This is a genomic window from Micromonospora qiuiae, from assembly GCF_016863555.1.
In the GTDB taxonomy this organism is placed as follows: Bacteria; Actinomycetota; Actinomycetes; order Mycobacteriales; family Micromonosporaceae; genus Micromonospora; species Micromonospora qiuiae.
Genome location: NZ_BOPC01000072.1, coordinates 19,136 through 42,312 on the forward strand (window position 1 = coordinate 19,136; position 23,177 = coordinate 42,312).

A 23,177-nucleotide genomic window follows, 5' to 3' on the forward strand; every position below is an offset into this window, starting at 1 on the left:
ACGAAATGCGAACCGCGCAAGCGCCCGCACTGGCCCCCGCCAGGCGGGCGCTCGCGGCGGTGTACGCCGCCGGCGGCGGCTCCGCCTTCGGGACCCAGATGGCGACGCTCGCGCTGCCGTGGCTGGTTCTGGAGAGCACCGGCTCGGCACCGCGGGCAGGTCTGGTCTTCGCCGTGTCGGTGTTGCCCATGGCTCTGCTCGGATTCGCGGGCGGAGAGGTGATTCAACGGTTCGGCGCACGCCGAACCATGGTGGTCGCCGACTTCGCGCAGGCCGCGGCCATCGCGGCGGTACCTGTGCTGGCCGCGGTGGACCGGCTCAGCTTCTCCCTGCTCCTGACGATCGTCGCGGTGATCGGCGTGCTCGGGGTGCCCTATTTCGCCGCCCAACGCGACCTGGCCACCGAGCTCGCCGGCTCGGACCCGAAGGCGCTCATGCGGGCGAACAGCGTGTTGGAAGGGTGCTTCAACGTCGCCGCACTCGCCGGCCCGGCCGTGGCGGGTGTGCTGATCGCGGCGCTCGGTGCGGAGAGTGTGCTGTGGTTCAACGCCGCGACCTACGCGTTGTCCGGTCTGCTGCTGTGGTGGTTCGTTCCGCGCACATCGCGGGCGGAACCGCCGCCGGCGCAGCAGGTCACCGCGGCCCACACGGGAATCCTGGCCGGCGTACGCGCGCTGCACGCGGACGACTTCCTACGCCGGGTGATGGTCACGACCGTCAGCTTCGGCTTCCTCATGCGGGTCCTGATGCTCGCGCTGCCGCTGCTGGCGTTCGAGCGCTTCGGTGGCGATGCCAAGGTCGGTGGGCTGCTGCTCTCGGGCTTCGGCGCCGGCGCGATCGCCGGGGCGGCCGTCAGCTATCTGCTCGGCAGCCGGTTGTCCCCGGCGCTGGTCTTCGGCCTGGCCGCCTTCCAACTCGTCCTTCCATGGTGGGTGCTGCTGTTCAACGTGCCGGTGCCGGCCCTGGTCGCCGTGCTCGCCGTGTCCGGTGCGGCACTCCCGCTCTCCAACGCCCCGTTCTTCAGCATCCTGGCCACTCGGTTCGCGGCCGATATTCGCGCGAAGGTGATCCAGGCGGTCATGACCATCAGCAACATCGCCGGCCCGCTGGGCTTCCTCGCTGGCGGGATGGCGATCGGCCGCTTCGGGGTGACGACGACCCTGTTCGGCCTCGCGGCCCTGTCCACCCTCGCGGCGGTCAACCTCGTGGTGGCGCTGCGGCGCCTCAGCCCCGTGGTGCTGACCGGCACGCAGGCTGCGATGACAGCTGTTCGATAGCCCACTCGGGCAACGGGCCCTGGTAGCCGAGTGCCTGGGCCCGCTGCACGGTGATAGCGATTCGATGCTCTGCTATCGGCCTGCGTCGGCAGCCGACAGCGACCTGACAGCGACCAGTTAGCTCGTCGCGGAACCATACGCCCAAACATTCCGACGCCACGCCACGCCACGGCGCGGCGACGAAGGAGGCGTGATGGGCGAACCGATATGGGTCAATGTTGTGGCGACCGACCCCGTGCTGGAGGCGGGCGTGACGAGCGCGATGCTCGGGTGCCCGGACATCGTCGTGGTGACGACGCGGGAGAGGGCAGCGGTAACGGTCCTGGTGGTCGACCATCTGGGTCAGGACGCGCTGGATTCGGTGCGGGCCGTCCGTGCCGGGGCGGACCGGCCCGAGGTGGTGCTCATAGTGCCCGAGGTGGAGCCGGCTGCCGCGCTGTGGGCCATCGCGGCTGGTGCGCGTGGCCTGCTCCGGCGCCGGGAGGCGACCGCCGACCGGCTCACCCGAGCCGTGCTGGCCGCCGGTGCGGGGGACTGCACGGTCTCGCCGGACATGCTCGACCGGTTGCTCGCCGCGCCGGCCGTTCCCGCTGGCACTCTCGCGCCAGACATCAGCGACCGAGAACGCGCGGTGCTGCGACTGCTCGCCGACGGCCGGGAAACCGGCGAGATCGCGCAGGAGCTGTGCTACTCGACGCGCACCGTGACGGGTGTCGTGCACGACATCACGCGGCGGTTCCGGCTGCGCAACCGGGCCCACGCGGTGGCCTTCGCCCTGCGGGCCGGGATGTTGTGAACGGCGAGCGGGAGCAGAGGATGACGGCACCGAGCGCACATGTGGTGGCCCCGGACGCGACCATCCGAGCCGAGGTGCTGGCCGCGCTGCGGCAGGCCGGCGTCACGTCGGTGCCCGAGCCGTACGGATCACCGGACACCGTCATCGTCACCGCGGTCGCTACGGTGAGTGAGGCGTTGGTGGCATGCCCGCCGCAGCCGCGGTCCGCGCCGCAGGGGACGCTGGTGGTCGCGGACCGCTTCTCGCCGGCGGACGTGGTACGCGTACTGCGTTCAGGGACTCTGGTGATGCTCCGGTTCGCCGACGCCACGCCGAGCCGATTGGCCGCCGCATTGCAGGCGGCCCGGGACGGGGAGGTCCGATTGCCACACGAGGTGCTGGTCGGGGTGCTCGGGGGCGGCGGTACGCCGGACCCGGCGGGAACGTCCCGGGCGGCCGGCCGATCACCGCTGACCCCCCGGCAGATGAGGGTTCTCGCATTGATGGCCGAGGGCCAGGACAACGCGATGATCGCCCGGTCACTGATGTGTTCCAACCACACCGTGAAGAACGTCATCTACGACATGATGTCGCGGTTGCAGGTTCGCAACCGCGCCCACGCTGTGGCCTGCGGGGTAGAGGCCGGGTTGATCTGAGTCTGTCGTCCGCGGCTCCACGCCAGCGTGGAGCCGCGGACGACGTGGGCCTGTCACCACTCGGCCGGCCAACGGATGTCACCGGCCGGCGCGCTGTCGCCGATGACCCGCAACAGGTCGGCCGGGTCGGTCGCATAGCTCAACCCGGATCCGGGTAACTGCACCAGATCGATGTCCCCGTACGCCGACCAGCCGGCCAGTGCCTCCGGTTCGATGCCTTGGTCCAGCCACCGGATCGCGGTCAGCGGGCAGCGCAGCGGCGCCGGGCGGGGCATCCGATAGGCCCGCAACGCGGCCAGTTCGGCCCGGAGCGCACGCACGCCGGTCGCGACGATCGATGGCAGCGGGTTGCCGCCCATGGCCACCGCAGTCGCCAGCACGCGTTCTATCAGTTCGTCGTCGGTCGGTTCGGCGTGCGTTTCGCCGGCATGTCGGCTCAGATACTGAGGTGCCGGACAGCCCGACACGAACAGGCGCAGCGGTGCCGGCGCGCCCCGCCGGTCCAACTCGACCGCGACCTGGTAGCCGAGCAGCGCGGCGCTCTCGTGGCCGAACAACGCGAACTTCTCGACCCCTCGGCGCATGAGGTCGGCCACGAGCTCCACGGCCCGCTCCGGCAACCCTGATGGCGCTGGAGGGGCTGAGGCCATGGCGCTCGCCCCCGCTGCTTCGCCGCCTAGACCGCCCGCAGCCGATGTGCGGACAACGCACCACGGGCCGACGATGTCGGGCCACCGATCGAACTGGAAGTCGCCGTTACCGGCGCTGGGTATGCAGATCAGCGCCGCGGCGCCGACATGCGACGTATCGGTCCGGTAGTCTGACGATGAGGCCATGAGGAAGGTCGCCTTCGTTGGTGGAGAGTAGGCAATTCTTGCTCAATCCTCGTTCCGGGCGCCTCCATATCGCTATCGCCGATCGAGTAGGTCCAGGCTGGCGGGAAAAGCGTCGTGATGGGGAGCTGAAAACGACCGGCCATAGCTTGGTTCCTGTCGGCGGCAGCCGGCACGAGAGCCGAAGCAGACAAGGGGTGCCGAGTTGCGAGTATCAATGGTTTCCGGTCCGCGCCTGATCGCCACGCTGCCCACATCGGTGGTCGCCGACGACACTCCATGGGGCTGATCAGCCCCCGCGAGGGTTACGGAGGGCCGCCACAGAGGCGCCCTCCGTCGATCTTGAGCCACCTGTCGTCACGAAACCGGCAATGGTTCGGCCATCGCTACGGCGATTCTGCGTGATCCCGGTGAACCAACCGCCGTGAGCGAAAGCATATTGTCGATGATCAGCACCCCTCTGATCCTGCTCGTGGTCACCCGTCGGCTCCCTTCCGGCCGGATCCCTGGCAGCACACGTCGATCCACGCTGCCGCGTCATCGGGGTCACCCGGGACGCGTTCGCAGATGACGTAGTTCTGTGGCGCCATTGCCGTCGGATACGCCTTCAGCGCGGCCATGCAAGCGGCGTGGGCCTGTTCGGGAGTGCGTACAGCCTCGGTCCGCGCCAGATAAGCGACCAACGGCAGGCCGTTCACGGCTGCGAAGACTTTGGCGCCGGTGGACGCCAGCGCGTCGTCGAGCAGCCGTTGCACTTCGGTCACCTCGACCCAGCAGCCGTCCACGAGCAGCCAGCCTGGGCCCCGCTGTACCGGGCTCAGCGGGATCGAGCCGCGGATCCCTCGGGCGTCGAGGTCACCGGACCCGGCCGCGATCAACAGGTTCTCGACCGCTACGAGCAGCGATTCGACCTCGTCGTCGGGGATGCGGCCGGTGTCGCTGCTCCAACAGCCGAGACGCAACTGTCCGTCGGTCCCGTATAGATCGAACCGGATCAGCGTGGTCCCGACGGGCATCGGTTGCCGCCGGAGCTGCGTCGCGCGCCGCGCGGCGTCCAGTTCACCCGGCGTGGGCACCGATGCCGTAGCCCTGCCGATCGCCGGACCGGACTCGATGACGAGGTTGTTGAACAGCGGTTCGCAGTCGAACACGACGCCGCGCTCGTGTTCGACCCGGCGCGCGATGGCGCTCTGCCGATCCACGTCGTAACGCCCGTGCCGGCTCGCGTCGACCACTGCGGCCCACGCCTGCCGGACCAGCCGGTCGAAGGTGGTGTCACTGATCGTAAGCGTGATCAACGCGAGCTGCGCGAGGCTGCCGACGTGCTGCCGAAAGCGCGGCTCGAAGCGGTTGGCGGACATGGTGGGGAGCACGAGCTCCCGGGTGCCGGTCCGGTGCGAGAGCACCGCGCCGATCGCAGCCAGCACGACGCTGGCGCGGCTCGTCCTGGTGCGCGCTGTCACCGCTCGCAGCGCCATCCCGGCAGCGGTGGAGGTCATCTCGACGGCTACCGACCCACTGCCGGCAGCGACCCGCGGGACGGGGTACAGGCACTGCGGCATGCGCAAGAACCCATCTTTCCAGTAGCTCAGAACCGATTCCTCGTGCCGCAGGGCCTTGGGTGTGCGTTCCAGGGCGACCAGGTCCAACGGCTGAATCGGTGGTCCGCCGGCCGGCTGTGCGGTGCGATCACGGATCAGGTCCGCGAACTCTCGCTTGATGATCTCCATTGCCTGATAGTCGACAGCGAGATGCGAGCAGCCGATGACCGCGGCCTGCACCACCCAGGCGGAGCTGGTGGACTCATCACTCGGCAGCACCGCGAGGGCGGCCCGGACCGGCAGTTCGCCGATGCGGTATGCGCCCGCAGCGCGCAACCGCCGGGTGAGGTCCCTGGACAGGCTGGCCCGGTCGACGAGTTGTGGGTCAGCGGCCTCGATCGCGTAAACCTCTACGACAAGGTCGCCGGTGGCGTGCACGAACTGCCGTGGTTCGACGCCGTCGACGTACGTCGTACGCAGTCCTTCGTGGCGTTCGATCAGGACTGCGAGTGCCTCGGCGACGTCATCGACCACGGCTGCGGCCGGGACGTCGAGTTCTCCCGCGACGGCCGCGAAGAACTGCTCCGACTCACCGCGCAGCCACTGCAAAATGTTGTATTGGCCCATATTGAGCGGCCCTTCGGCCGATCGCGTTCCACTGAACCGCACGGTCACCGATGGCCGCGGGACCAGGCTCACCGATCGCTCCCGGCGGCGAGGACCGCGGGTTCGGGTTGCCTGGTGGATCGGCATCGTCCGAGTGCTCGGCGCGGCGCTATCGACCTGCCCTGGTGAGACCATGTGCGCCAGGTTATTGAGCGGTCCGCACCGCGCAGTAGAGAAGAACCGGCAACGACTCGCGGATCGGATCGTGTGCATTGTTCTGCCGGTTGTTCTCTGCATGCGCCAGGGTTTGCGAGCCATCATCGATTTGCGTCCATCATGTGTGCGCCGGCTCGGTCCAAGCCGCGTGGGCTTGCGTTTCGTTCACTCGGCCGGCCCGTCCGGCATGTCGCCGACCGCCGGGTGGATGACGACGCACTCGATCGTGGGAGGCCCGAATGAGCGTATCGATCCGTCAGCGGATCACCGATATCGCGGAGATGTCAACCGAACGACCCGCGGTCGTCGGCTTCGACGAGAACTCCGTCGAGCAGGTACTGACGTGGCGGGAGTTGGCCGAGCGGAGCGGCCGGCAGGCGGACGCACTGGTGGAGGCCGCCACCCGGCGGACCGGTCCGGGCGTGGTCGCGATCGAGGCGAACAACACGATCCAGACGGTGGTCGACATCGTGGCTGTCCTCTCCGCGGAGCTGCCACTGCTGCCGCTGAACCCCACCTCGCCCGGACCCGAGCGGGAGAAGCTCCTCAACTTCATCGGTCAGACGTACGGACGGGCTCAGCTCATCGACGCCGACGCCGACGCCGACGCCGACGCCGACGCCGACGCCGACGTGGGCCGGCCGCGGTCGCGGGCGTCGATGACCAGCCCGATCGCCTACCTGCTGCCGACCGGCGGCAGTTCTGGCCGACCGAAGATCGCGATTCGCCCCGGGCCGCTCGTCTATGAGCCGCGCCAAGTGCCGTTGCCGTTGCGCCGCCGCGCCGGCTGGCGCTCCGGTCAGCGGCAACTGATTCTCGGCCCCTTGCACCATGCGGCCCCGTTCACCACGCTGCTGGACGGGCTCCTCGACGGCAACACCAGCGTTTTGCCGCCGTACTTCCTGCCGGCGTGGACGGTGGAGCTGGTCGAGCGGTACGCGGTGGAATGGATCCAGCTCACCCCGGCGCACATGCGCACCATCCTGCTGCTTGTCCAGCCCGATCCGGCGTCCTTCACCAGCGTGCGCACGGTGATGCACACGGCCGCGTCGTGCGACTCGTTCACCAAAAAGCGGTGGATCGAGTTGGTCGGGCCACAACATCTGTACGAGGTGTATAGCTCGACCGAGAACATCGGCGGCACTCTGGTGCGTGGGGACGAATGGCAACAGCGGCCCGGAACGGTGGGTCGCGGGTTCTTTACGAAGATCAGCATCAGGGACGACGCCGGGAACCGGCTCGGCCCGGGAGAGACCGGTAAGGTGTTCATGCGCGCCGGCCGGGTTTCCAGAGGAGACGCATACCTGGGCAGCCAGGTGCTGGAAACGACGACCGACGGTTTCGCCAGCGTCGGCGACTTCGGATGGCTCGATGAGGACGGCTATCTGTTCCTCACCCCCAGACGGCACGACGTGATCAACGTGGGCGGCGAGAAGGTCTATCCCAACGAGGTCGAGGCTCAGTTGCTGGAACACCCCGCGGTGCTGGACGCCGTGGTGGTGGCAACCGAGGAGCAGGTGCTCGGATCGACGGTCGGAGCCTACGTCGTCTGCAAGCCGGGAGCCTCGGTCAGCAGCGGTGAGCTCATGGCGCACTGCCGGGCCGGCCTGGCCAACTACAAGGTGCCGACGCGGGTGACGTTCGTCGATCAGGTGCCGCGCTCGGCCGCCGGGAAGCTCGAACGTTGGCGGTTGGCCGGCCGGCGGGGCTGATCACGGCCCGGTCTTCACCTCTCTCCGGTCGGCTCGTTCCCACCTCGCGCCGGTAGCCGGCCGGCGGCCCGGCGCAACGCGCCCAGCTCTTCGATGGAACGCGTGTGCCACGGGTTGTTCTTCTGCATTGCGAATGCGTTCGCGGCCTGCACGAAGAATTGTTCCGCGGTATCGAACTCACCCCGACCCATGTAGACCCGACCGAGCCCGAACAAGGCGTGTGCGTGTACATTCCGCTCGTGCGTCATCCGGCATATCTCGACCGCCTCGCTGAAATGAATCTCGGCCGCCGTGAATTCGTTCTGGTCCAACAGGGCCCCGCCGAGGCCGTTGAGGGCATAGGACTGGCCGATGCGATCGTCCTGCGCCCGAGCCAGATCCAGTGCCGATTGGAAAACGGCCTTCGCAGCCAGCGACTGCCCTGAGTCGGCGAACACCTCACCGAGCCGGTACAACGCCTGTGCCTGAAGGCGCCGGTTACCGAGTTGTTCACCCAGTGCGAGCGACTCCTTCGCCAGGATCTCAGCCCGGCCCGAGGAACCGAGATCCAGGTGGCTGCGAGCGAGTCCACTTAGTACATGGGCCTGTGCGCCCAGATCGCCTACTGCCCGAAACTTCTCCAGGGCCTGCTCGTAACGCAGCACCGCCATGGCGGGCCGGCCCTGAATTCGGTCCAGGTGAGCAAGGTTGCGCAGCGTCAATGCCGACCCGGCCTGATCGCCGGCCGCATCGAACAGGCTCATGGCGTGTAGCAGGTTCTCGCCGTCGTCCTCGGCGTGTTGGGCGATGCCCAGCGAGCCGAGCGACGCCAACACGGCGGCGTTGCCCCGGCGATTGCCGGCCCTGCTGGTGGCCTCCAGCGCGATGTTGTGCGCCGTACGCCACTCGGCGAACAGGCCGCGTCTCTCGTACATGGTGACCGAAACGATGGCCAACTCCCAGCACAGCTCGTCCAGCTCCAGCTCCGCCGCCTGGCGGATCGCCACCTCCAGCGTGGTGCGCTCCTCGTCAAACCAGGCCGTCGGATCGCCGAGGAAACGGTCGAACTCGGCACGTGCGCCGGCCCATCGGGGCGCCGTGCCGTGCAGAACCGCGAAGCGCCCCCCATAGATCCGTTGATGAGCCTCCTCGGCGAAGGCGAGTAGGGCGCCGAGCGACCGGGTGACCGCCTCTACGCACTCCTTCCTGTCGTCCTGCGTCAGCCGGTGCTCGCTCGCAAACACCCGCACCAGCTCGTGGAATCGGTAGCGGGGTTGCCTGGTGAGTGCGGAGAAGTGAGCCTCCAGCAGCCGGACGTCCGCGAGCTCGTCGAGGAGTGTCGTCGCCCGCTTCGTGTCGCAGTCCAGCAGAGCCGCCGCGGTCCAGGCGCTGAACTCGTGTATCTCCAGTGCACTGAGGAGCCAGAACAGAGTCTGCGCCGGCACGGTGAGTGACTCGTACACGTCAGCGAGCAGCGAGCGGACCCCGACGTCGCCGTGGGACAGTTCGTCCAGCCGAGACCGCTCGTCGCGCAGTCGGTCCAGCAGGGTGCCAACCGCCCAGTGCGGGTGCGCAGCCAGTCGGACCGCGGCGATCCGCACGGCCAGGGGCAGGCCGCCGCACATCCGGGTCAGCTCCGCAGCGGCGTCGGGCGCCGCGGCGACCCGCTGCTCTCCGCATATCCGGCCGAGCAGGGTCAGGCTCTCGTCGGCCGACATCATGGCGACATCGATGGCCCGAGCGCCCGGGATGCCGGCGAGCCTGCGGCGGCTGGTGATCAGCACCGCCGGACCCGGCACGCCGGGGAGCAGGTCGGCGATCTGGTCCTCGTTGCCGACATCGTCCAGCACGATCAGCAGCCGTCGCATCGCCATCTGGCTGCGTAGCAGGTTGATCCGCTGCCCGGGCGCGACCGGAATCGCCGCCGGGGCAACGCCGAGTCCGTGCAGGAGGTCGCTGAGCACCGCGTCGGTCGAGCGTGGCTGCGCGGTGCTCCCGTAGAGGCAGGCGTAGAGGCTGCCGTTGACGAACTTGGTGCGTAACAGATGCGCGACGTGCAGGGCCAGCGAGGTCTTGCCGCAGCCCGGTGCGCCGGTGATGACGGCGATCGGTATCTGTTTGGTGTCCTCGCTGGTCAGGGTGGCGGCCAGGCCGTCGATCAGCGCGGCATGGCCGACGAAGTCCGGCAGATCGGCGGGCAACTCCTGCGGAGGGTGCACGCTCGTGGCGGTCCCGGTACGTCTGTCGTCCACGGGACCGCTGATGCTGTTGTCCTGGCTGAGAATCGCGCGTTCCAGTTTGCGCAGGTACTGGCTCGGCTCGATGCCCAGTTCGTTCACCAGGTTGCTGCGGGCCGTACGGTACGTCGCCAGGGCTTCAGCCTGCCGTCCTGACCGATAGAGAGCGAGCATTCGGAACCCCCATAGGCGCTCCCGCAGGGGGTGCTCCGTGGTCAACGCGGCCAGCTCCTCGACAAGCTCCCGATGACCGCCCAGGCCCAGACGGATCTCGGCGCGATCCTCCAGCGCCATGATCCGCCGCTCCTCCAGACGGTGGGAGACGACTTCCGCGGCCCGGCCGGGTACTCCGCCCAACGCCGGGCCGGACCAGATGTCGATCGCGCGGTCCAAATGTGTCAGCGCCTCGTCCAGCCGCCCTTTGGCAGCGGCGGACCGGCCCTGGGCGAGGGCGTCGTCGAACATGAGGTAGTCGAGCTGCTGGCGAGCCACCCGGATGGAATACCCGAGTGGGTTGGTGTCGATGATCTCCGGGCTGCGGAGAGCCCGGCGCAGCGCGGAGATGCAGATCTGGATCTGACCACGCGCGCTGGACGGCGGGGAAGCGTCCCAAACGGCGCCGATCAGCTTGTCGACGGTCACGACATGGTTGGCGGCCATCAGCAAATTGGCCAGCACTGTACGTTGCCGGGGGGAGGTTATCGGCACGGGGGAACCATCGACCAGGGCTTCCAATGTTCCAAGAACCCGGAACTCGACTCGCACCATGCCAGTAGCATACGGTATCACGCAACGACGAACGTCAATCACATTTGCCCTGGTCGCCGTTCGGGTGGCAAGCGGACGGACTCGAGCGAGATGCCGAGCCGGGATACCGCGGAGTAACCCCAATTCGTCAGCGCCGCTTTGACAGGCTGTAGATAGTCTTGTTGTTGGAGTATATGGGCGAATCTCGGTAATTCTGATGGATGGTTTGGCTGTCGCTCGATGTCGCGAGGTTCCGGCATGTCGTGAGGTTCCGGCTTGATCGGTTTGTCCGCCCATGGTTGATTGCTGTGCCCGGTGGTCGCCGCGAGGAGCCGTTCTCCCGGGCCCGGGTGGGCACGGCATGCTTGGCTCCCACCGGACCCGTCGCTCACCTGCGCCTGATACGTGCATCCTGTTCGGAGACGGGATAACCGGGCAGGGCCGAGGCCAGGGTCGCGACGGTCGGCCAGTCGAACAGCGCTCGTTCCGGCAGGTGCCGGCCCAGAGCGACGCGCAACCTGGCCACGGCCTGCGTCGCGAGCACCGAATGGCCGCCGAGGTCGAAGAAGTTGTCGTGCCGTCCGACCTCGTCAAGGTTCAGTACCTCGGCCCACACCTCGGCGATGACCCGCTCCGTAGTGGTGCTTGGCACGTCCTCCTCGGTGAGCGATGACTGTGCGTAGCTGATCTCGTTCATCGTTCATTACCCCCTCGGTCGGCGACAATATGGCGGCGAATAGCGAACGGTCGCAGGCTCGCCACCCATCGGCGTGAATTGTGGTCCGATTCGACCGGCGCAGGCAAGGATGGGCGGGAAGAAGCAACGGCAGTCAACCTCTTCCGAGATTTCTGCCGATCCGTCTCTGCGACCACTCAGGCTTCCGTGGCACATTGGCGACTGTTCTCAATCGATGCCGACGGCTCGGACTGCCGCCGTTACGGAAGGAGCGGTTGATGGTTGGCTTGACAGAGCTCGCAGCCACCCTGCGGAAGCATTCGGCCGTGCGTAATGCCCGGGCGACGACGATACGCCACGATGATCGGGACGCCACGATCGGCGTGGTCGAGTTCTCCCAGTACGTGAGTGGGCCGGAACTTCGAGGCTACGTATGGGACCGGCTCGGTGCGTGCTGCGGATTGGACGGTGTGCTACTCGTCGACGCCATGCCGCTCGCCGGCGACGCACTCGACACCGAATACATCCGGTCCGCCGTCATCGCCGGCGCGTGTACCCTGTTCGAAGGTCCGGTCGACCACATCGAAGAACGGCTCCTGTCGATCTGGGCCGGCACCATGAACCTGAAATGGATCGGCGTGCACGACGACTTCCTGGACCTCGGCGGCGACTCGATGGTGGCGGTCGAAATCCTTTCGAAGATCGAGGACGAGTTCGGCGAGGCGCTGGACGTCTACGACTTCATGAGCACCTACAGCATCCGCGGCGTCGCCGGCCTCCTGCGTGAATGCCGGGTACTGCAACAGCAGTGAGCCGGATCAGCATTACTGCCTGGTCGGGGGGAGTGACCCGAGGAGGGTTACGACGTCGGGCGCGATGGCGTAGCCGAGCATTCCGACCCCCAGAGTGGGGCACCGCGCCGTCATGTGGAAGGCCGGTCGCTGTCTCTGCTCTGAGTCAGGGCGTGTCGGGTCCGATCCCCGGTCCAGGCCGCTTCGAGGATCGCGGTCAGGCTGGCGGTGTCGGTCGGGCCTGGATGGTTCTGGATCAAGCGGGTGACGCCACTGGCCATCTCCGCGAAACGCGGGAGGTCGGCGCGTGCCACGCCGATGTCCGCCAAGGTGGGAGGGATGCCGATGTCGGCAAGGAGCCCGTCGAGCCAGGTGAGGAACGTATCTGCGGCCTCGGCATCCGAGGCGTCGGTCACGTCGAGCCCGCACACCCCGGCGAGGATGGCCAACCGGTCGCCGATGGCATCCCTGGCCGCGTCCAGCGCGTAGGGCAGTAGCAGCCCGACGCCCAGGCCGTGCGGCGTGTGCGTGGCTGCGCCGATGGGGTACTGGAGAGCGTGCGGGGCCGCGTTGCCCGCGTGGGAAAAGGCGAGCCCGGCGAGCATGGACCCATAGGACATGTCCGCGCGCGCGTCCGTGTCGCCTCCGTCCCTGACAGCACGAAGCAAGCTACGGGCGATCCGCTCCGCGGCCAGGAGCGCGTAGTGGTCGGTGATCGGGTTGCGGCCGAGGAACACCTGCTCCACCGGGTCGCGCGGTCCGTGGGCCCGGGGTCGCGCGGTGTAGCTCTCCACCGCGTGACAGAACGCGTCGATGCCGGAGTGGGCGGTGACGGTCGCAGGGCAGGTGTAGGTGAGTTCGGGGTCGACGATGGCGAAGTCGGGCACGATGTGGACGCTGGAAACCCCCACCTTCAGCTCGCGGTCCGGGTCGGTCAGCACCGAGACGGGTGTGAGCTCGGAGCCGGTGCCTGACGTCGTCGGGACCGCGACGAGAGGAATCGTCGGCCCCGGCACCTTCGATTCGCCGTAGAAGTCGCGCGGCGTCCCACCGTGGCGCCAGATGACGCCGACGATTTTGGCGAGGTCGATCACCGTGCCACCCCCGATGGCGAGGATCACGTCGGCGTCCACCTCGGCGGCGACCGAGACGGCCAGGTCGACATCGGCGAGTGGCACGTCTGGAGTGGCGTCGGAGAACACCTCGACGACCTCGACTTTCTCCCGCACGGCGGCCACGATCCCGGCCACGCCCGGCTGCTCCAGAACGACCTGGTCGGTCACGATGAGGACTCGCGAGCCACTCTCGGCCACCACTCGTGGGATGTTCTGCGCGACCCCTTCGCCCACTATCAGCTGGCGTGGTCCGCGGACGGTCTCAAGCATGTCAGTGCCTTTCCGGAACGTCGGCGGCGATTTGCTGGGTGCACGTCCAGGTCACCTGCGAGACCGGGACGACGTCGGCGAGGTTGGTCGCCCGGGTGGCGCAGGCGCGCGCGCCGGGCGCCCGGCGCAGCAGGCCGATCACGATAGGTCGATCGACGCGTAGGTGAGGTCGAGGTACTCAAGAATGCCCTCGTGTGACCCCTCCCTGCCGATCCCGGACTGCTTCACGCCTCCGAACGGAGCTGACGGGTCCGATATCAGACCACGGTTGATGCCGAGCATTCCGGTATCTAGCCCCTCGGTGAACCGGAGCGCCCGCTGCAGGTCACGGGTGAAGATGTATCCGGCCAGGCCGTGCTCGGTGTCGTTGGCTTTCGCCATCACCTCGTCGTCGGACGTGAACGAGATGATCGGCGCCACCGGGCCGAAGATCTCGGCCTCCAGCATCCGGGCATCTTCGGGCACGTCGACGAGGACCGTAGGCGGGTAGAAGTGGCCCGGCCCATCCGGACGCTCGCCGCCCACCAAGACCCGGGCGCCGCGATCGACCGCGTCGGCGACGAGCTCGTCGATCTTGGTGACCGAGGCCTCGTCGATCAACGCCCCGACGTCCACGCCGTCGTCGAGACCATGGCCCACCGAAAGCGCTTCCATCCGCTCGGCGAAGCGCGCCGTGAACTCCTCGCGCACCGGCTCCTCGACGTAGATCCGGTTGGCCGCGATGCAGGACTGCCCGATGTTGCGCATCTTGGCCACCATCGCACCGTCGAGCGCGACGTCCAGGTCAGCGTCGGCGCACACGATCAAGGCCGCGTTGCCGCCCAGTTCCATGGAGGTGCGCAGCACGTTGTCCGCAGCCTGTCGTAGCAGCACGCGCCCGACCTCGGTCGACCCGGTGAACGAAAGCTTGCGGGTCCGACTGTCGGCTAGCAGTGCTGAGACCACCTCGCCGGCACGCTTGGTGGTCACCACGTTGACAACGCCCGGGGGAACGCCGACCTCCTCCATGATTCGGGCCAGGAACAGCATGGTGAGTGGCGTCTGGGCTGCTGGCTTGGTGATCGTCGTGCAGCCCGCCGCCAGCGCAGGAGCGATCTTGCGGGCACCCATGGCCAACGGAAAGTTCCAGGGCGTCACGAAGACGCACGGTCCGACCGGCTTCGGCACGGTGAGGATGCGATATCCACCTGCGGGAGCGGTGCTGTAGCGCCCCTCGACGCGTACCGCCTCCTCGGCGAACCAACGGAAGAACTCGGCGCCGTAGGCCACCTCTCCCCGAGCCTCGGCGAGCGGCTTGCCCATCTCGAGCGTTATCAGCCGGGCGACCTCCTCGGATCGCTCGGTCAGTGCCCGGTACGTCGCGGTCAACAACTCTGACCGTTTCCGCGGTGGGGTCGCCGCCCACTCCGTCATTGCCTTGCTCGCCACGTCCAGCGCGGCGAGCCCGTCAACGACGTCGGCGTCCGCCACCTCGGCGATGGTCTTGCCGGTGGCCGGGTCCTCGACGGCAAAGGTCGCTCCGCTTGCGGCGTCGCGCCAGGCGTCGCCGATCCGGAGCCGCCGGTGCTCGGGGGCCAGGGCGTTCATCGGGTCACTCATTGCGTCGCCTCCTGTGCTCACTGGTGACGGTCCGCCGAGGCACGATCGCCATGTGCGGGCGCATGTTGCCGTCGCCGCCCGGCGCGGTTACCGCCCAGCCTCGGACAGTGACAGCCCGGTGCCCGCATCGAACAGGTGCGCACGGTCCAGATCGACCGTGACAAGCAGTCGCTCGCCCGGCGTACCGGTGATGGTGGGTCGTGCCTTGACCTTGAGGATCTCCGTTCCCACTCGGACGTCGACCACCGTTCGGTCACCGAGCGGCTCAAGCCCGTAGAGCTCCCCCGGCAACGACGCGTTTCCACGCTGCTCGACGGACAGGTCCTCCGCGCGCAGGCCCAGCAGCAGCGCACGACCGTCCTCAGCCGTGGTCCAGCGGGGCCGCGGCAGCGTCCAGCCTTCCGCACCGACCAAACGATCTCCCTCGGCGTGGCAGGCGAGCAGGCTGATCGGCGGGCTCCCGACGAATCCTGCGACCCACTGGTTGGCTGGACGCTCGTACACCTCGGTCGGCGTTCCGACCTGTTGCACCTTCCCTTCCTTGAGGACCGCGACCTGGTCGGCCATGGATAGGGCCTCGACCTGGTCGTTGGTCACGTAGACGAAGGTTGCTCCGAGGCTCCGGTGGATGCGGGTGAGCTCGGTGCGCATCTCGACGCGGAGTTTGAGGTCGAGGTTCGTCAGCGGCTCGTCCATGAGAAACGCGCGCGGGCGACGGACCAGCGCCCGGGCCAGGGCGACCCGCTGCATCTCACCGCCCGACAACTGCGCGGGACGACGCTGCAGCAGACGTTCGATGTGCAGCAGGCGCGACATCTGCTCGACGGCAGCGGCGATCTCGCTCGAAGAACAGCGGCGTGCCCGCAGCGGCGAAGCGATATTCTCGTACGCCGTGTGTCGCGGGTAGAGGGCGTAGTTCTGAAAGACCATGGCCAGGTCGCGTGCGGCCGGGGGGTCACCGGTCGCGTCCCTCCCGTCCAGATGCACCGACCCGGCGTCAAGTTTCTCCAGGCCGGCGATCGCTCGCAGGGTCGTCGTCTTGCCTGCCCCGGAGGGTCCGAGCACGACGAAGAACGAGCCGTCCGGCACGTCCAGCGTCACCCCGTCCAGGGCCTGGACTTTGCCGAAGGACTTGCGCAGCCCGTGCACTGCCACGGTTCCCATCAGGCCACCAGCTCTTCCGTGCTCACGTCGTAGACCGCCGGGGTTCCGCCGGTGTGCCGCAGCCCGACCGCTGCGTCAGCGGCGAAACGGCCAGTCGGTGGCATCCGAACCCGTACGTCGCGTTGGCCGCCGTGGTCGACGACGTAGATGATCTCGTCGCCCAGCCACTCCGCTGAGGCCACGCGGGCCGGGACCGAACGTTCCGCCCCTGGTTCTGTTACTTCCAGCGCCTCCGGCCGGACGCCGGCGACCAGGCAACGGTCGCGCGGCAGGCCCGGCGGTGGCGTGAGGACCAGTCCGCCCTGGCTGCGCAGCTTCCCGTCGGCCACCTCCACCTCGATCAGGTTTATCGGCGGCGAGCCGATGAATGCGGCGCAGAAAAGACTCGCCGGGCGTTCGTAGACTTCCAGCGGTGTGCCGATCTGCTCGACGCGGCCCTTGTTGAGGATGGCGATTCGGTGACCTAGCGACATCGCCTCGACCTGGTCGTGGGTGACGTAGACCATCGTCGTCCCCAGCTCACCCTGCAGGTGCTTGATTTCCGTGCGCATGTCCGCCCTCAGCTCCGCGTCCAGATTGGTGAGGGGCTCGTCCATGAGGAATGCCTGCGGTCGCCGCACCAGGGCGCGGGCGAGCGCGACGCGCTGCTGCTCGCCGCCGGACAGCCGGCGCGGTCGCCGGTCCAGGAGCGGAGCAAGCCGCATCAGCCGGGCTACCTCGTCGACCCGCTCGCGCACCTCCGCCTTGGGCAGTCCCTCGGCCCGCAGTGGGAACGCCAGGTTGTCGCGGGTTCTCAGATGCGGGTACAGAGCGTAGAACTGAAACACCATGGCGATGTCACGCTCGGCGGGCGGCAGGTCGTTGACCAGCGTGTTGCCGATGCGGATGTCGCCCGTCGTCTGCCTCTCCAGGCCGGCTATGGCCCGCAGGGTGGTCGTCTTGCCGCAACCCGAAGGGCCGAGCATCACGAACAGCTCGCCGTCGCCGATGGACAGGTCCACGTGATCAACAGCGACCGTGCCGTCCGGGTAGCGCTTGTGCAGGGCGCTCACCTCGATGCCCGCCATCAGCGTCGCACCGCCCCGAGCGTCACGCCGGCGACGAGGTGCTTGCGCACCAGGTAGGCGAAGACGAGCACGGGTAGGGCGAACACCACGGAGGCGGCGGCCACGAGACCCCAGTCCACAGTGGTGCCACCGATGAGGCCGGCGATGGCGGGTGGAGCCGTCCGCACATCGTCGCTGGAGGTTAGGAAGATGGCGAACACGAACTCGTTCCACGAGAAGATGAGTGCGAAGACCGCCGTCGCGGCAATGCCGGGCACGAGCAGGGGAAGGGTGAAACGGCGGAACGCCTGCAGGCGGGTGTAGCCGTCGAGCATGGCGGCATCCTCGTACTCCGCGGGCACCTCGTCGACGAACCCCTTCATCATCCAGATCGTGAACGGCAGGTTGTACGCGGCGTAGATGAGGATCAAGCCGAGCTTGGTGTCGATGAGTCCGACTTGGCGGTACATCAGGAAGATCGGGATCACGACCACCACGGGCGGCATGAAGCGGGTGGACAGGATGAAGAACAGTTGGTCCTTCTTGGCCTTCACGGCGAAGCGTGAGTACGCCCAGGCCGCCGGGACTCCCAGCACGGTAGCCAGCACCGTGGATGCCCCGGCGACGACGACGGAGTTGAGGAACGACACGGACAGGGCCGAGCGGCCGCCGCCGGAAGCGACGAACACGTCCTTGAAATGATCCATGGTGACCTGAAAGTCGAAAAACTTGGCCGGAATGGCGTAGACGTCCCGGTTTTCCTTGATGGACGTCTGAATCATCCACAGCACCGGGAAGAGCATCACGACGGCCAGTACGGCCAGCAGCGCGACCTCCAGCACGGAGCGGCCCCGGCCGCCACGGCGGCGCGCGGGCGGCGTGTGATCCCGGACAGGACCTGCGGACACGGCCTCGTCGACGGAGACGGCCATCAGTCCTCCTTGAGCTTGTTCAAGTAGCGCAGGTAGAGCTGCGTGAGGACGATGACGACGAGGACCATGAGAATCCCGTACGCCGAGGCGGTTCCGGTGTTGAAGCCCAGGAACGCGACCTTGTAGACGTGGAACGACAACGTCTCGGTGGAGACTCCCGGACCTCCGTTGGTGAGGATGTAGACGAGGTCGAACAGCCGGAAGGCCTCGATGGCCCTGAACAACACGGCAATGAGCAGCAGCGGCCACACCAGCGGAAGAGTGATGGTGCGGAACCGGAACCACTCGGATGCCCGGTCGATCGAGGCGGCCTCGTACAAGTACTTGGGAACCGCGGTAAGGCCCGCAAGTGCGATGAGCATGATGAACGGCGTCCATTGCCAGGTGTCGACCACGATCAGGGAAATCAGCGCCGTTCGCTGCCGGGTGAGCCACTCCACCTGCCCCAGGCCGAGCGAGCCCAGCATGCTGTTGATCACGCCGAATTGCGCGTCGAGCATGAATCGCCAGAACAGCCCGACCACGACCGGTGACAGCATCATCGGCACCAGGAACAGAGTGGTCAGCAGTCCTCGCCCGTGCGTGCGCCGTGAGATCAGGTAGGCGATGGTGAAACCGAGCACGGTCTGCAGGCCGACCGCGCCGACCACGTAGATCAACGTCGTCAAGGCCCTCTGGTGGACCTGCGCCGAAGCCAGGATGGCGGTGTAGTTCCCGAACCCAACGAAATGGGCGGGCCCCCCGCGGGTGGCCGAGTAGTCGGTGAAAGACAGGTACAACGCCCACAGCAACGGGAACACCGACATTGCGAGCAGCAACAGCAGCGCGGGGGAGATGAAGGCCGCGGCGAGACCGCGGTCGCTCAGCCGGCGGGACCGACCCGGTGCAGGTGGCGCCGCTGGCGCCACCTGCCCGGGGTGGTCGGTCGCCAGGGGGAGGGGAGCGCTCACAGTCCGCCGCCGCCCTTGCGGCTGCTGGAGTCGAGCACGCTCTGCTGCTCCTTGGCGATGTCGTCGAGCGCCTCCTTCGGCTTCTTCGCGCCGTTGAGAGCTGCGTTCACGTTGGTGTTCTCAATGTCGACGAGGCGCGCGTACTCGGGCACGTTCCACATGTCCCGCATCCGCGGAACCGAGTCGGTGTACACCTGGTTGAAGGGCCCGGCATTGAGGAACTCGGGCGACTCCAGGGCGTCGGTACGCGATGGCACACCACCAGCCGCGGCCCACTTCTTCTGGATGTCAGCCCGCTCGAACCACTTCATGAAGTTCAGGGCCTCCGCCTGGTTGTCCTTGGCGGAGTAGGCCGACACGTGCATTCCCATACCGCCGAGAGGGACCAGGTTCGTCTTCTGGCTCGGCAAGGTGGCAAAACCCAGCTTGTCGAGAATCTGCTCCCGCGTGGTGCCGAGCATCGACTGCTTCGGATCAAGCAGGCCGCCGCTCGCGGCGATCCAGTTGAACGCGATGCAGGCCTTGCCCTGGGCGACCGCCGCGTTCACCTCGTCGATGAACCAGTTGCCGGATCCCTTGGCGGTCAGCGGCTTCATCTTGTTGACCAGGACGTCCATCGCCTCCTGGCCCGCAGCGTCGTTGAGGACGCCCTCGATCTTGCGCGTCTTGGCGTCCCAGAGGTTGCCGCCGTAGACGCCGTTGACCGTGTTGTAGGTTACGGCCGCGGCGTCGGAGCCGTTGGCCTGGTGGAAAGCCAGCCCGCTGACGCCAGGGTTGTCCGCCTGGCACCTCTCGGCGACTGAGATCATCTGGTCCCAGGTCTGCGGTGGCTTGTCGCCGATCAGGTCCTTGCGGTAGATCATCGTCCAGGTGTCGCCGAGCAGCGGCAGTCCGTACAGGCTGGCGTTTTCGTCGCGCTTGCCGGTCTCCGCCTGGGGGAACTGGCCGTAGGCCGCCAGGAGGTACGGGTTGTAGGCCTCGACCTCGATGTTGTTCTTGACGAAGTCGGTGATGTCGAGGATGTTGCCGTTCGTCACGGCCTCGCCGATGTGTTGCGAGTCCAGGATCGCGATGTCGAAGTCGGTCTTGCGCGCGGCGAACTGGGTGAACATCGCGTCGTGCCAGTTCGCGTTCGGCACGGTGTTGACCTTGATGGTCGCGTTCGGCCGCTCCTTCTTGTACTCCGCGTTCGCGAAGTCTTCCAGCGCGTGAGCGGGAGGCCAGTCGAACCAGATGAAGCTGAGGGTCAGCGGGTCCTTGGTGAGCTCCGGGATGGTCGCCGGCGCCTTGGGGGCGCTCGCCGTCGCGCCGTCGTCCTGGCCGTCGCCGCAAGCCGCCACGGTCGTGGCCACCAGCAGCATGGCCGCCGTCGCCAACTGCACCTTTCGACCGGGAGCGGGCATTCGTCTTGTTCGCCGTGTATGCCGCATCTTCTCGCCTGCTTTCTGGGTGGAAACTTCTAGAACCTCGCTATGTGTTTCGCCGAGCAGTTGCTGGGTTGTTCAGGCGTGTTGCCGGGCTGCCGCGGGGGCCGACCCGCGGACCGGCATCACGAGTACGCCGCGATGTACTGGGTCTTCATGCCGTCGAGAAGTCCTTCGGCTCCTCTGCGGCCAGGTGACGAACCGAGCAGGACGTCGAGCATGCCCATCGGAGCTTTAGGTGATCGAAGTGGAGCGATGGCGGGCGGTTCCGCGATGGCGCAGGATGACGGGCACCCAACGCTTTTCCTATACGATCGACTGGGGCGTCAGCATGCCGCAGCGCTGTGATTGATGTCAACAGGTTCACCAAGGCGCAAGAAGGGGCCTCACGTCACGATGGACGACGAAGCGATGATCGCGCGGGGCCGTAGGGCCGTGACGGGCGGAACGCCGCCGGGAAGATCGGGCGGCCGGCTTGCCGACGAGGTGTACGACACGCTGCTCGGACAGCTGATGTCGCTACGGATCGAGCCCGGCTCCCGCGTCACGATCGACGTCCTGGCGCGAGAGCTGGGGGTCTCGCAGACGCCGATCCGAGACGCTCTGAACCGCATGGAGGCCGAGGGCCTGGTCGTGCGTGTGCCCCATGCCGGCTACCGCATCCCTCCCCAAATCACCCGTCACCGATTCGAGGACATGCTCGAGGTCCGCCTGCTCCTCGAGCCGGCAGCGGCACGCAGATCCGCCGAACGCGCATCCCCGGAGCAGGTGGCCGGCCTGCGACGAATGCTGGAGGAGATGGCGGAGCTGGAGGGTGGCAACGGCCCCATGGCCTATGGTGCCTTCGGGCTACGCGACGCCGCTTTTCACGATCTCGTCGCCCTGAGCGCGGAGAACCAGGTCATCCGTGAAGCGCTCGCTCGCCTGCACAGCCACGTGCACCTCTTCAGGCTGCACCACGACACCCAGGTCACTCACTTGGCCATGGCCGAGCACGAACAAGTTGTGGCTGCGATCGCCGCGCGTGACCCCGACGCCGCCGCCTACGCGATGCGTCGGCACATCTTGCGATCCGGCGAGCGTTTCCGACGATTGTTCGACGAGGCCAAGGACGCGGACGGAACGGCGGTAGAGGCTTGACGGGCGGGCCGGGCCGAGGAATGCTAAATCAATCGGATCGGATTGGATCTACCTCACCCGCCCCCCAGATGCGAGGAGAAGCAGGTGCCCAGAGCGCTGATCCTGACCGGCGACGCCGCCGAGGAGCTCGACACCATGTATCCCTACTATCGGGTGCAGGAGGGCGGCTGGGACGTTGACGTCTCGTCACGGACGAGACGTGACGTGCAACTGGTCATCCACGAGTTCGACCCCAACTCCGACGCCTACGTGGAGAAGAACGGCCGGAAGCTGCCGGTCGACGTGCCCTGGGCCGAGGTCGACGTCGAGCGCTATGACGCCCTCATCATCCCCGGGGGACGTGCCCCCGAATGGATCCGGGTCGACCCCGACGTCAGGCGCATCACCGAGCACTTCTTCGCGCGCAACCTCCCCATCGCGCTGGTGTGCCACGGCGCGCAGGTACCAGCGGTGTACGGGCTACTGAAGGGTCGAAAGACGGCCTGCTTTCCACCCATCACCGGTGACATGGAGAACGCGGGCGCGACGGTCATCGACGCTCCCGACGTCGTGGACGGCAACCTCGTCTCCTGCCGGGGGTGGCCCGACATGCCGCAATTCGGCAGAGCGATGATGGAGCTCTTCTCGAAGTCCGTCAACCCCGCATCGGCATGAGCACATCTGGCGTGCCCCGGTGACGGCACTTCGGACCGTTACAGTCCACGGCTCCCCCGTCCACCTTCTGGAGAGCGGCACCGGGCCCGCAGTGCTGATGCTGCACGGCTCCGGACCCGGCACGACCGGGTCCGGAGCCTGGGCAACGACGGCGCAGGCCCTGGGCACGTCCTGGCACCTGGTGGCTCCTGACCAGGCGGGGTTCGGCCGTACACCTGTGCCGGCGGGCTCCAGGGGTGGGCTCCGGCTGTGGACGGAGCAGGCCGCGGGCCTGATGGACGCTCTCGGTATCGAGTACTACGCCGTGGTGGGGCACTCCATGGGCGGCGCCGTGGCGCTGGCGTTGGCGGCCGCGCGCCCTGAGCAGGTCACCCATGTCGTGGCGGTCTCGACGATGGGCGCCCCCGGGGCACCGCTCTCCGCCGAGCTCGACGCGATCTGGGCCGCCCCCGCCGGCCCGCTCGGGGCACGAGACATGCTGAGTCGCCTCGTCCTCGACCAAGCGCTCGTGACCGATTCGGCCGTCGATGCCCGTGCAGCTGCGATGCGAGCGGGAGCGAGCGCATTCGCGTCGTTGTTCCCTCCACCTAGGGCACGATGGGTCGACGACCTCACCCTCTCGGCGCAAACGCTGGCAGCGGTCCGCGCGCCCGTGCTGCTCGTGCACGGCGCCGAGGATCGGGTCGTCCCGCTCGGGACGGCAGCCCAGCCTTTACTCGAACACCTGGCCGATGTCCGTCTGCACGTGCTCGGCCGATGCGGGCACGTGCCGGCGGTCGAGCACCCGCACGAGTTCAGGCAACTGTTGTCGTGCTTCCTCCGCCGGGACAGTGGTCC

20 protein-coding genes are annotated in these 23,177 nt (G+C 67.7%); 8 read left to right on the forward strand and 12 right to left on the reverse strand.

Annotation, left to right across the window (positions count from 1 at the left end; all coding sequences use genetic code 11):
- Positions 1 to 5: 5 nt before the first annotated feature.
- The 3 genes from Vqi01_RS23050 to Vqi01_RS23060 all read left to right on the forward strand — a co-directional run bounded on the left by Vqi01_RS23050 (position 6) and on the right by Vqi01_RS23060 (position 2,708).
- Positions 6 to 1,277, forward strand: a complete 1,272-nt coding sequence (locus tag Vqi01_RS23050; RefSeq protein WP_239098595.1) for an MFS transporter — start codon at positions 6 to 8, stop codon at positions 1,275 to 1,277.
- Between the two features lie 193 nt (positions 1,278 to 1,470).
- The gene (locus Vqi01_RS23055) at positions 1,471 to 2,073 is read left to right on the forward strand and encodes a helix-turn-helix transcriptional regulator (RefSeq protein WP_204036928.1); all 603 of its coding nucleotides are present in this window, start codon (positions 1,471 to 1,473) and stop codon (positions 2,071 to 2,073) included.
- Between the two features lie 20 nt (positions 2,074 to 2,093).
- Positions 2,094 to 2,708 carry a helix-turn-helix transcriptional regulator gene (locus Vqi01_RS23060; protein ID WP_204036929.1) on the forward strand — a complete coding sequence of 205 codons (615 nt, stop codon included), beginning with the start codon at positions 2,094 to 2,096 and terminating at the stop codon, positions 2,706 to 2,708.
- 53 nt (positions 2,709 to 2,761) lie between these two features.
- Here the strand turns inward: Vqi01_RS23060 and Vqi01_RS23065 are convergent, their stop codons facing one another.
- Positions 2,762 to 3,313 carry a thioesterase II family protein gene (locus Vqi01_RS23065; protein WP_372444415.1) on the reverse strand — a complete coding sequence of 184 codons (552 nt, stop codon included), beginning with the start codon at positions 3,311 to 3,313 and terminating at the stop codon, positions 2,762 to 2,764.
- Between the two features lie 704 nt (positions 3,314 to 4,017).
- Positions 4,018 to 5,709: a condensation domain-containing protein gene (locus Vqi01_RS23070; RefSeq protein ID WP_204036931.1), complete on the reverse strand. Its 1,692-nt coding sequence runs from the start codon at positions 5,707 to 5,709 to the stop codon at positions 4,018 to 4,020.
- Between the two features lie 434 nt (positions 5,710 to 6,143).
- Here Vqi01_RS23070 and Vqi01_RS23075 point away from each other — a divergent pair, with 434 nt between their 5' ends.
- Positions 6,144 to 7,616, forward strand: coding sequence for a class I adenylate-forming enzyme family protein (locus Vqi01_RS23075; protein WP_204036932.1), 1,473 nt, complete (start codon positions 6,144 to 6,146; stop codon positions 7,614 to 7,616).
- A 14-nt stretch (positions 7,617 to 7,630) separates the two neighbouring features.
- Here Vqi01_RS23075 and Vqi01_RS23080 read toward each other — a convergent pair whose 3' ends face one another.
- Together Vqi01_RS23080 and Vqi01_RS23085 are read right to left on the reverse strand one after the other, a co-directional pair.
- Complete coding sequence (locus Vqi01_RS23080; protein WP_307825173.1) at positions 7,631 to 10,990, reverse strand: AfsR/SARP family transcriptional regulator; 3,360 nt, start codon at positions 10,988 to 10,990, stop codon at positions 7,631 to 7,633.
- The gene (locus Vqi01_RS23085) at positions 10,968 to 11,276 is read right to left on the reverse strand and encodes a phosphopantetheine-binding protein (protein ID WP_204036934.1); all 309 of its coding nucleotides are present in this window, start codon (positions 11,274 to 11,276) and stop codon (positions 10,968 to 10,970) included. Before Vqi01_RS23085 ends, Vqi01_RS23080 begins: the two co-directional genes overlap by 23 nt.
- Before the next feature lie 257 nt (positions 11,277 to 11,533).
- Here Vqi01_RS23085 and Vqi01_RS23090 point away from each other — a divergent pair, with 257 nt between their 5' ends.
- Positions 11,534 to 12,067 carry an acyl carrier protein gene (locus Vqi01_RS23090; protein WP_204036935.1) on the forward strand — a complete coding sequence of 178 codons (534 nt, stop codon included), beginning with the start codon at positions 11,534 to 11,536 and terminating at the stop codon, positions 12,065 to 12,067.
- Positions 12,068 to 12,177: 110 nt separating this feature from the next.
- On the opposite strand, the gene Vqi01_RS23095 is transcribed toward Vqi01_RS23090, so the two are convergent.
- The 8 genes from Vqi01_RS23095 to Vqi01_RS23130 all read right to left on the reverse strand — a co-directional run bounded on the left by Vqi01_RS23095 (position 12,178) and on the right by Vqi01_RS23130 (position 20,504).
- Complete coding sequence (locus tag Vqi01_RS23095) at positions 12,178 to 13,431, reverse strand: iron-containing alcohol dehydrogenase (protein ID WP_204036936.1); 1,254 nt, start codon at positions 13,429 to 13,431, stop codon at positions 12,178 to 12,180.
- Between the two features lies 1 nt (position 13,432).
- Positions 13,433 to 13,573 carry a hypothetical protein gene (locus Vqi01_RS23100; RefSeq protein ID WP_204036937.1) on the reverse strand — a complete coding sequence of 47 codons (141 nt, stop codon included), beginning with the start codon at positions 13,571 to 13,573 and terminating at the stop codon, positions 13,433 to 13,435.
- A complete protein-coding gene (locus tag Vqi01_RS23105; RefSeq protein WP_204036938.1) occupies positions 13,570 to 15,030 on the reverse strand; it encodes an NAD-dependent succinate-semialdehyde dehydrogenase in 1,461 nt (486 codons plus the stop codon). The genes Vqi01_RS23100 and Vqi01_RS23105 overlap by 4 nt, the downstream gene beginning before the upstream one ends.
- Before the next feature lie 87 nt (positions 15,031 to 15,117).
- A complete protein-coding gene (locus Vqi01_RS23110) occupies positions 15,118 to 16,194 on the reverse strand; it encodes an ABC transporter ATP-binding protein (protein ID WP_204036939.1) in 1,077 nt (358 codons plus the stop codon).
- The gene (locus Vqi01_RS23115; protein ID WP_204036940.1) at positions 16,194 to 17,261 is read right to left on the reverse strand and encodes an ABC transporter ATP-binding protein; all 1,068 of its coding nucleotides are present in this window, start codon (positions 17,259 to 17,261) and stop codon (positions 16,194 to 16,196) included. The genes Vqi01_RS23110 and Vqi01_RS23115 overlap by 1 nt, the downstream gene beginning before the upstream one ends.
- Positions 17,261 to 18,082, reverse strand: a complete 822-nt coding sequence (locus tag Vqi01_RS23120; RefSeq protein WP_239098596.1) for a carbohydrate ABC transporter permease — start codon at positions 18,080 to 18,082, stop codon at positions 17,261 to 17,263. The genes Vqi01_RS23115 and Vqi01_RS23120 overlap by 1 nt, the downstream gene beginning before the upstream one ends.
- Positions 18,083 to 18,171: 89 nt before the next feature.
- Complete coding sequence (locus tag Vqi01_RS23125; RefSeq protein ID WP_239098597.1) at positions 18,172 to 19,080, reverse strand: carbohydrate ABC transporter permease; 909 nt, start codon at positions 19,078 to 19,080, stop codon at positions 18,172 to 18,174.
- 38 nt (positions 19,081 to 19,118) lie between these two features.
- Positions 19,119 to 20,504 carry an extracellular solute-binding protein gene (locus tag Vqi01_RS23130; protein WP_239098598.1) on the reverse strand — a complete coding sequence of 462 codons (1,386 nt, stop codon included), beginning with the start codon at positions 20,502 to 20,504 and terminating at the stop codon, positions 19,119 to 19,121.
- A gap of 438 nt (positions 20,505 to 20,942) precedes the next feature.
- Here Vqi01_RS23130 and Vqi01_RS23135 point away from each other — a divergent pair, with 438 nt between their 5' ends.
- The 3 genes from Vqi01_RS23135 to Vqi01_RS23145 form a co-directional block, all read left to right on the forward strand.
- Positions 20,943 to 21,686, forward strand: a complete 744-nt coding sequence (locus Vqi01_RS23135) for a GntR family transcriptional regulator (protein WP_239098599.1) — start codon at positions 20,943 to 20,945, stop codon at positions 21,684 to 21,686.
- An 84-nt stretch (positions 21,687 to 21,770) separates the two neighbouring features.
- Complete coding sequence (locus Vqi01_RS23140) at positions 21,771 to 22,340, forward strand: DJ-1/PfpI family protein (protein ID WP_204036945.1); 570 nt, start codon at positions 21,771 to 21,773, stop codon at positions 22,338 to 22,340.
- Positions 22,341 to 22,359: 19 nt separating this feature from the next.
- The coding region (locus Vqi01_RS23145) for an alpha/beta fold hydrolase (protein WP_204036946.1) at positions 22,360 to 23,177 on the forward strand (818 nt) is incomplete at its 3' end.

Bases quoted from the DNA above. Each gene is read 5' to 3' on its own strand.
- Vqi01_RS23055 (WP_204036928.1), top strand. From the start codon at position 1,471: ATGGGCGAACCGATATGGGTCAATGTTGTGGCGACCGACCCCGTGCTG.
- Vqi01_RS23090 (WP_204036935.1), top strand. From the start codon at position 11,534: ATGGTTGGCTTGACAGAGCTCGCAGCCACCCTGCGGAAGCATTCGGCC.
- Vqi01_RS23115 (WP_204036940.1), bottom strand. From the start codon at position 17,261: ATGGCGGGCATCGAGGTGAGCGCCCTGCACAAGCGCTACCCGGACGGC.
- Vqi01_RS23070 (WP_204036931.1), bottom strand. From the start codon at position 5,709: ATGGGCCAATACAACATTTTGCAGTGGCTGCGCGGTGAGTCGGAGCAG.
- Vqi01_RS23060 (WP_204036929.1), top strand. From the start codon at position 2,094: ATGACGGCACCGAGCGCACATGTGGTGGCCCCGGACGCGACCATCCGA.
- Vqi01_RS23135 (WP_239098599.1), top strand. From the start codon at position 20,943: ATGGACGACGAAGCGATGATCGCGCGGGGCCGTAGGGCCGTGACGGGC.
- Vqi01_RS23050 (WP_239098595.1), top strand. From the start codon at position 6: ATGCGAACCGCGCAAGCGCCCGCACTGGCCCCCGCCAGGCGGGCGCTC.
- Vqi01_RS23110 (WP_204036939.1), bottom strand. From the start codon at position 16,194: ATGGGAACCGTGGCAGTGCACGGGCTGCGCAAGTCCTTCGGCAAAGTC.
- Vqi01_RS23075 (WP_204036932.1), top strand. From the start codon at position 6,144: ATGAGCGTATCGATCCGTCAGCGGATCACCGATATCGCGGAGATGTCA.
- Vqi01_RS23095 (WP_204036936.1), bottom strand. From the start codon at position 13,431: ATGCTTGAGACCGTCCGCGGACCACGCCAGCTGATAGTGGGCGAAGGG.
- Vqi01_RS23080 (WP_307825173.1), bottom strand. From the start codon at position 10,990: ATGCACGTATCAGGCGCAGGTGAGCGACGGGTCCGGTGGGAGCCAAGC.
- Vqi01_RS23085 (WP_204036934.1), bottom strand. From the start codon at position 11,276: ATGAACGAGATCAGCTACGCACAGTCATCGCTCACCGAGGAGGACGTG.
- Vqi01_RS23105 (WP_204036938.1), bottom strand. From the start codon at position 15,030: ATGAGTGACCCGATGAACGCCCTGGCCCCCGAGCACCGGCGGCTCCGG.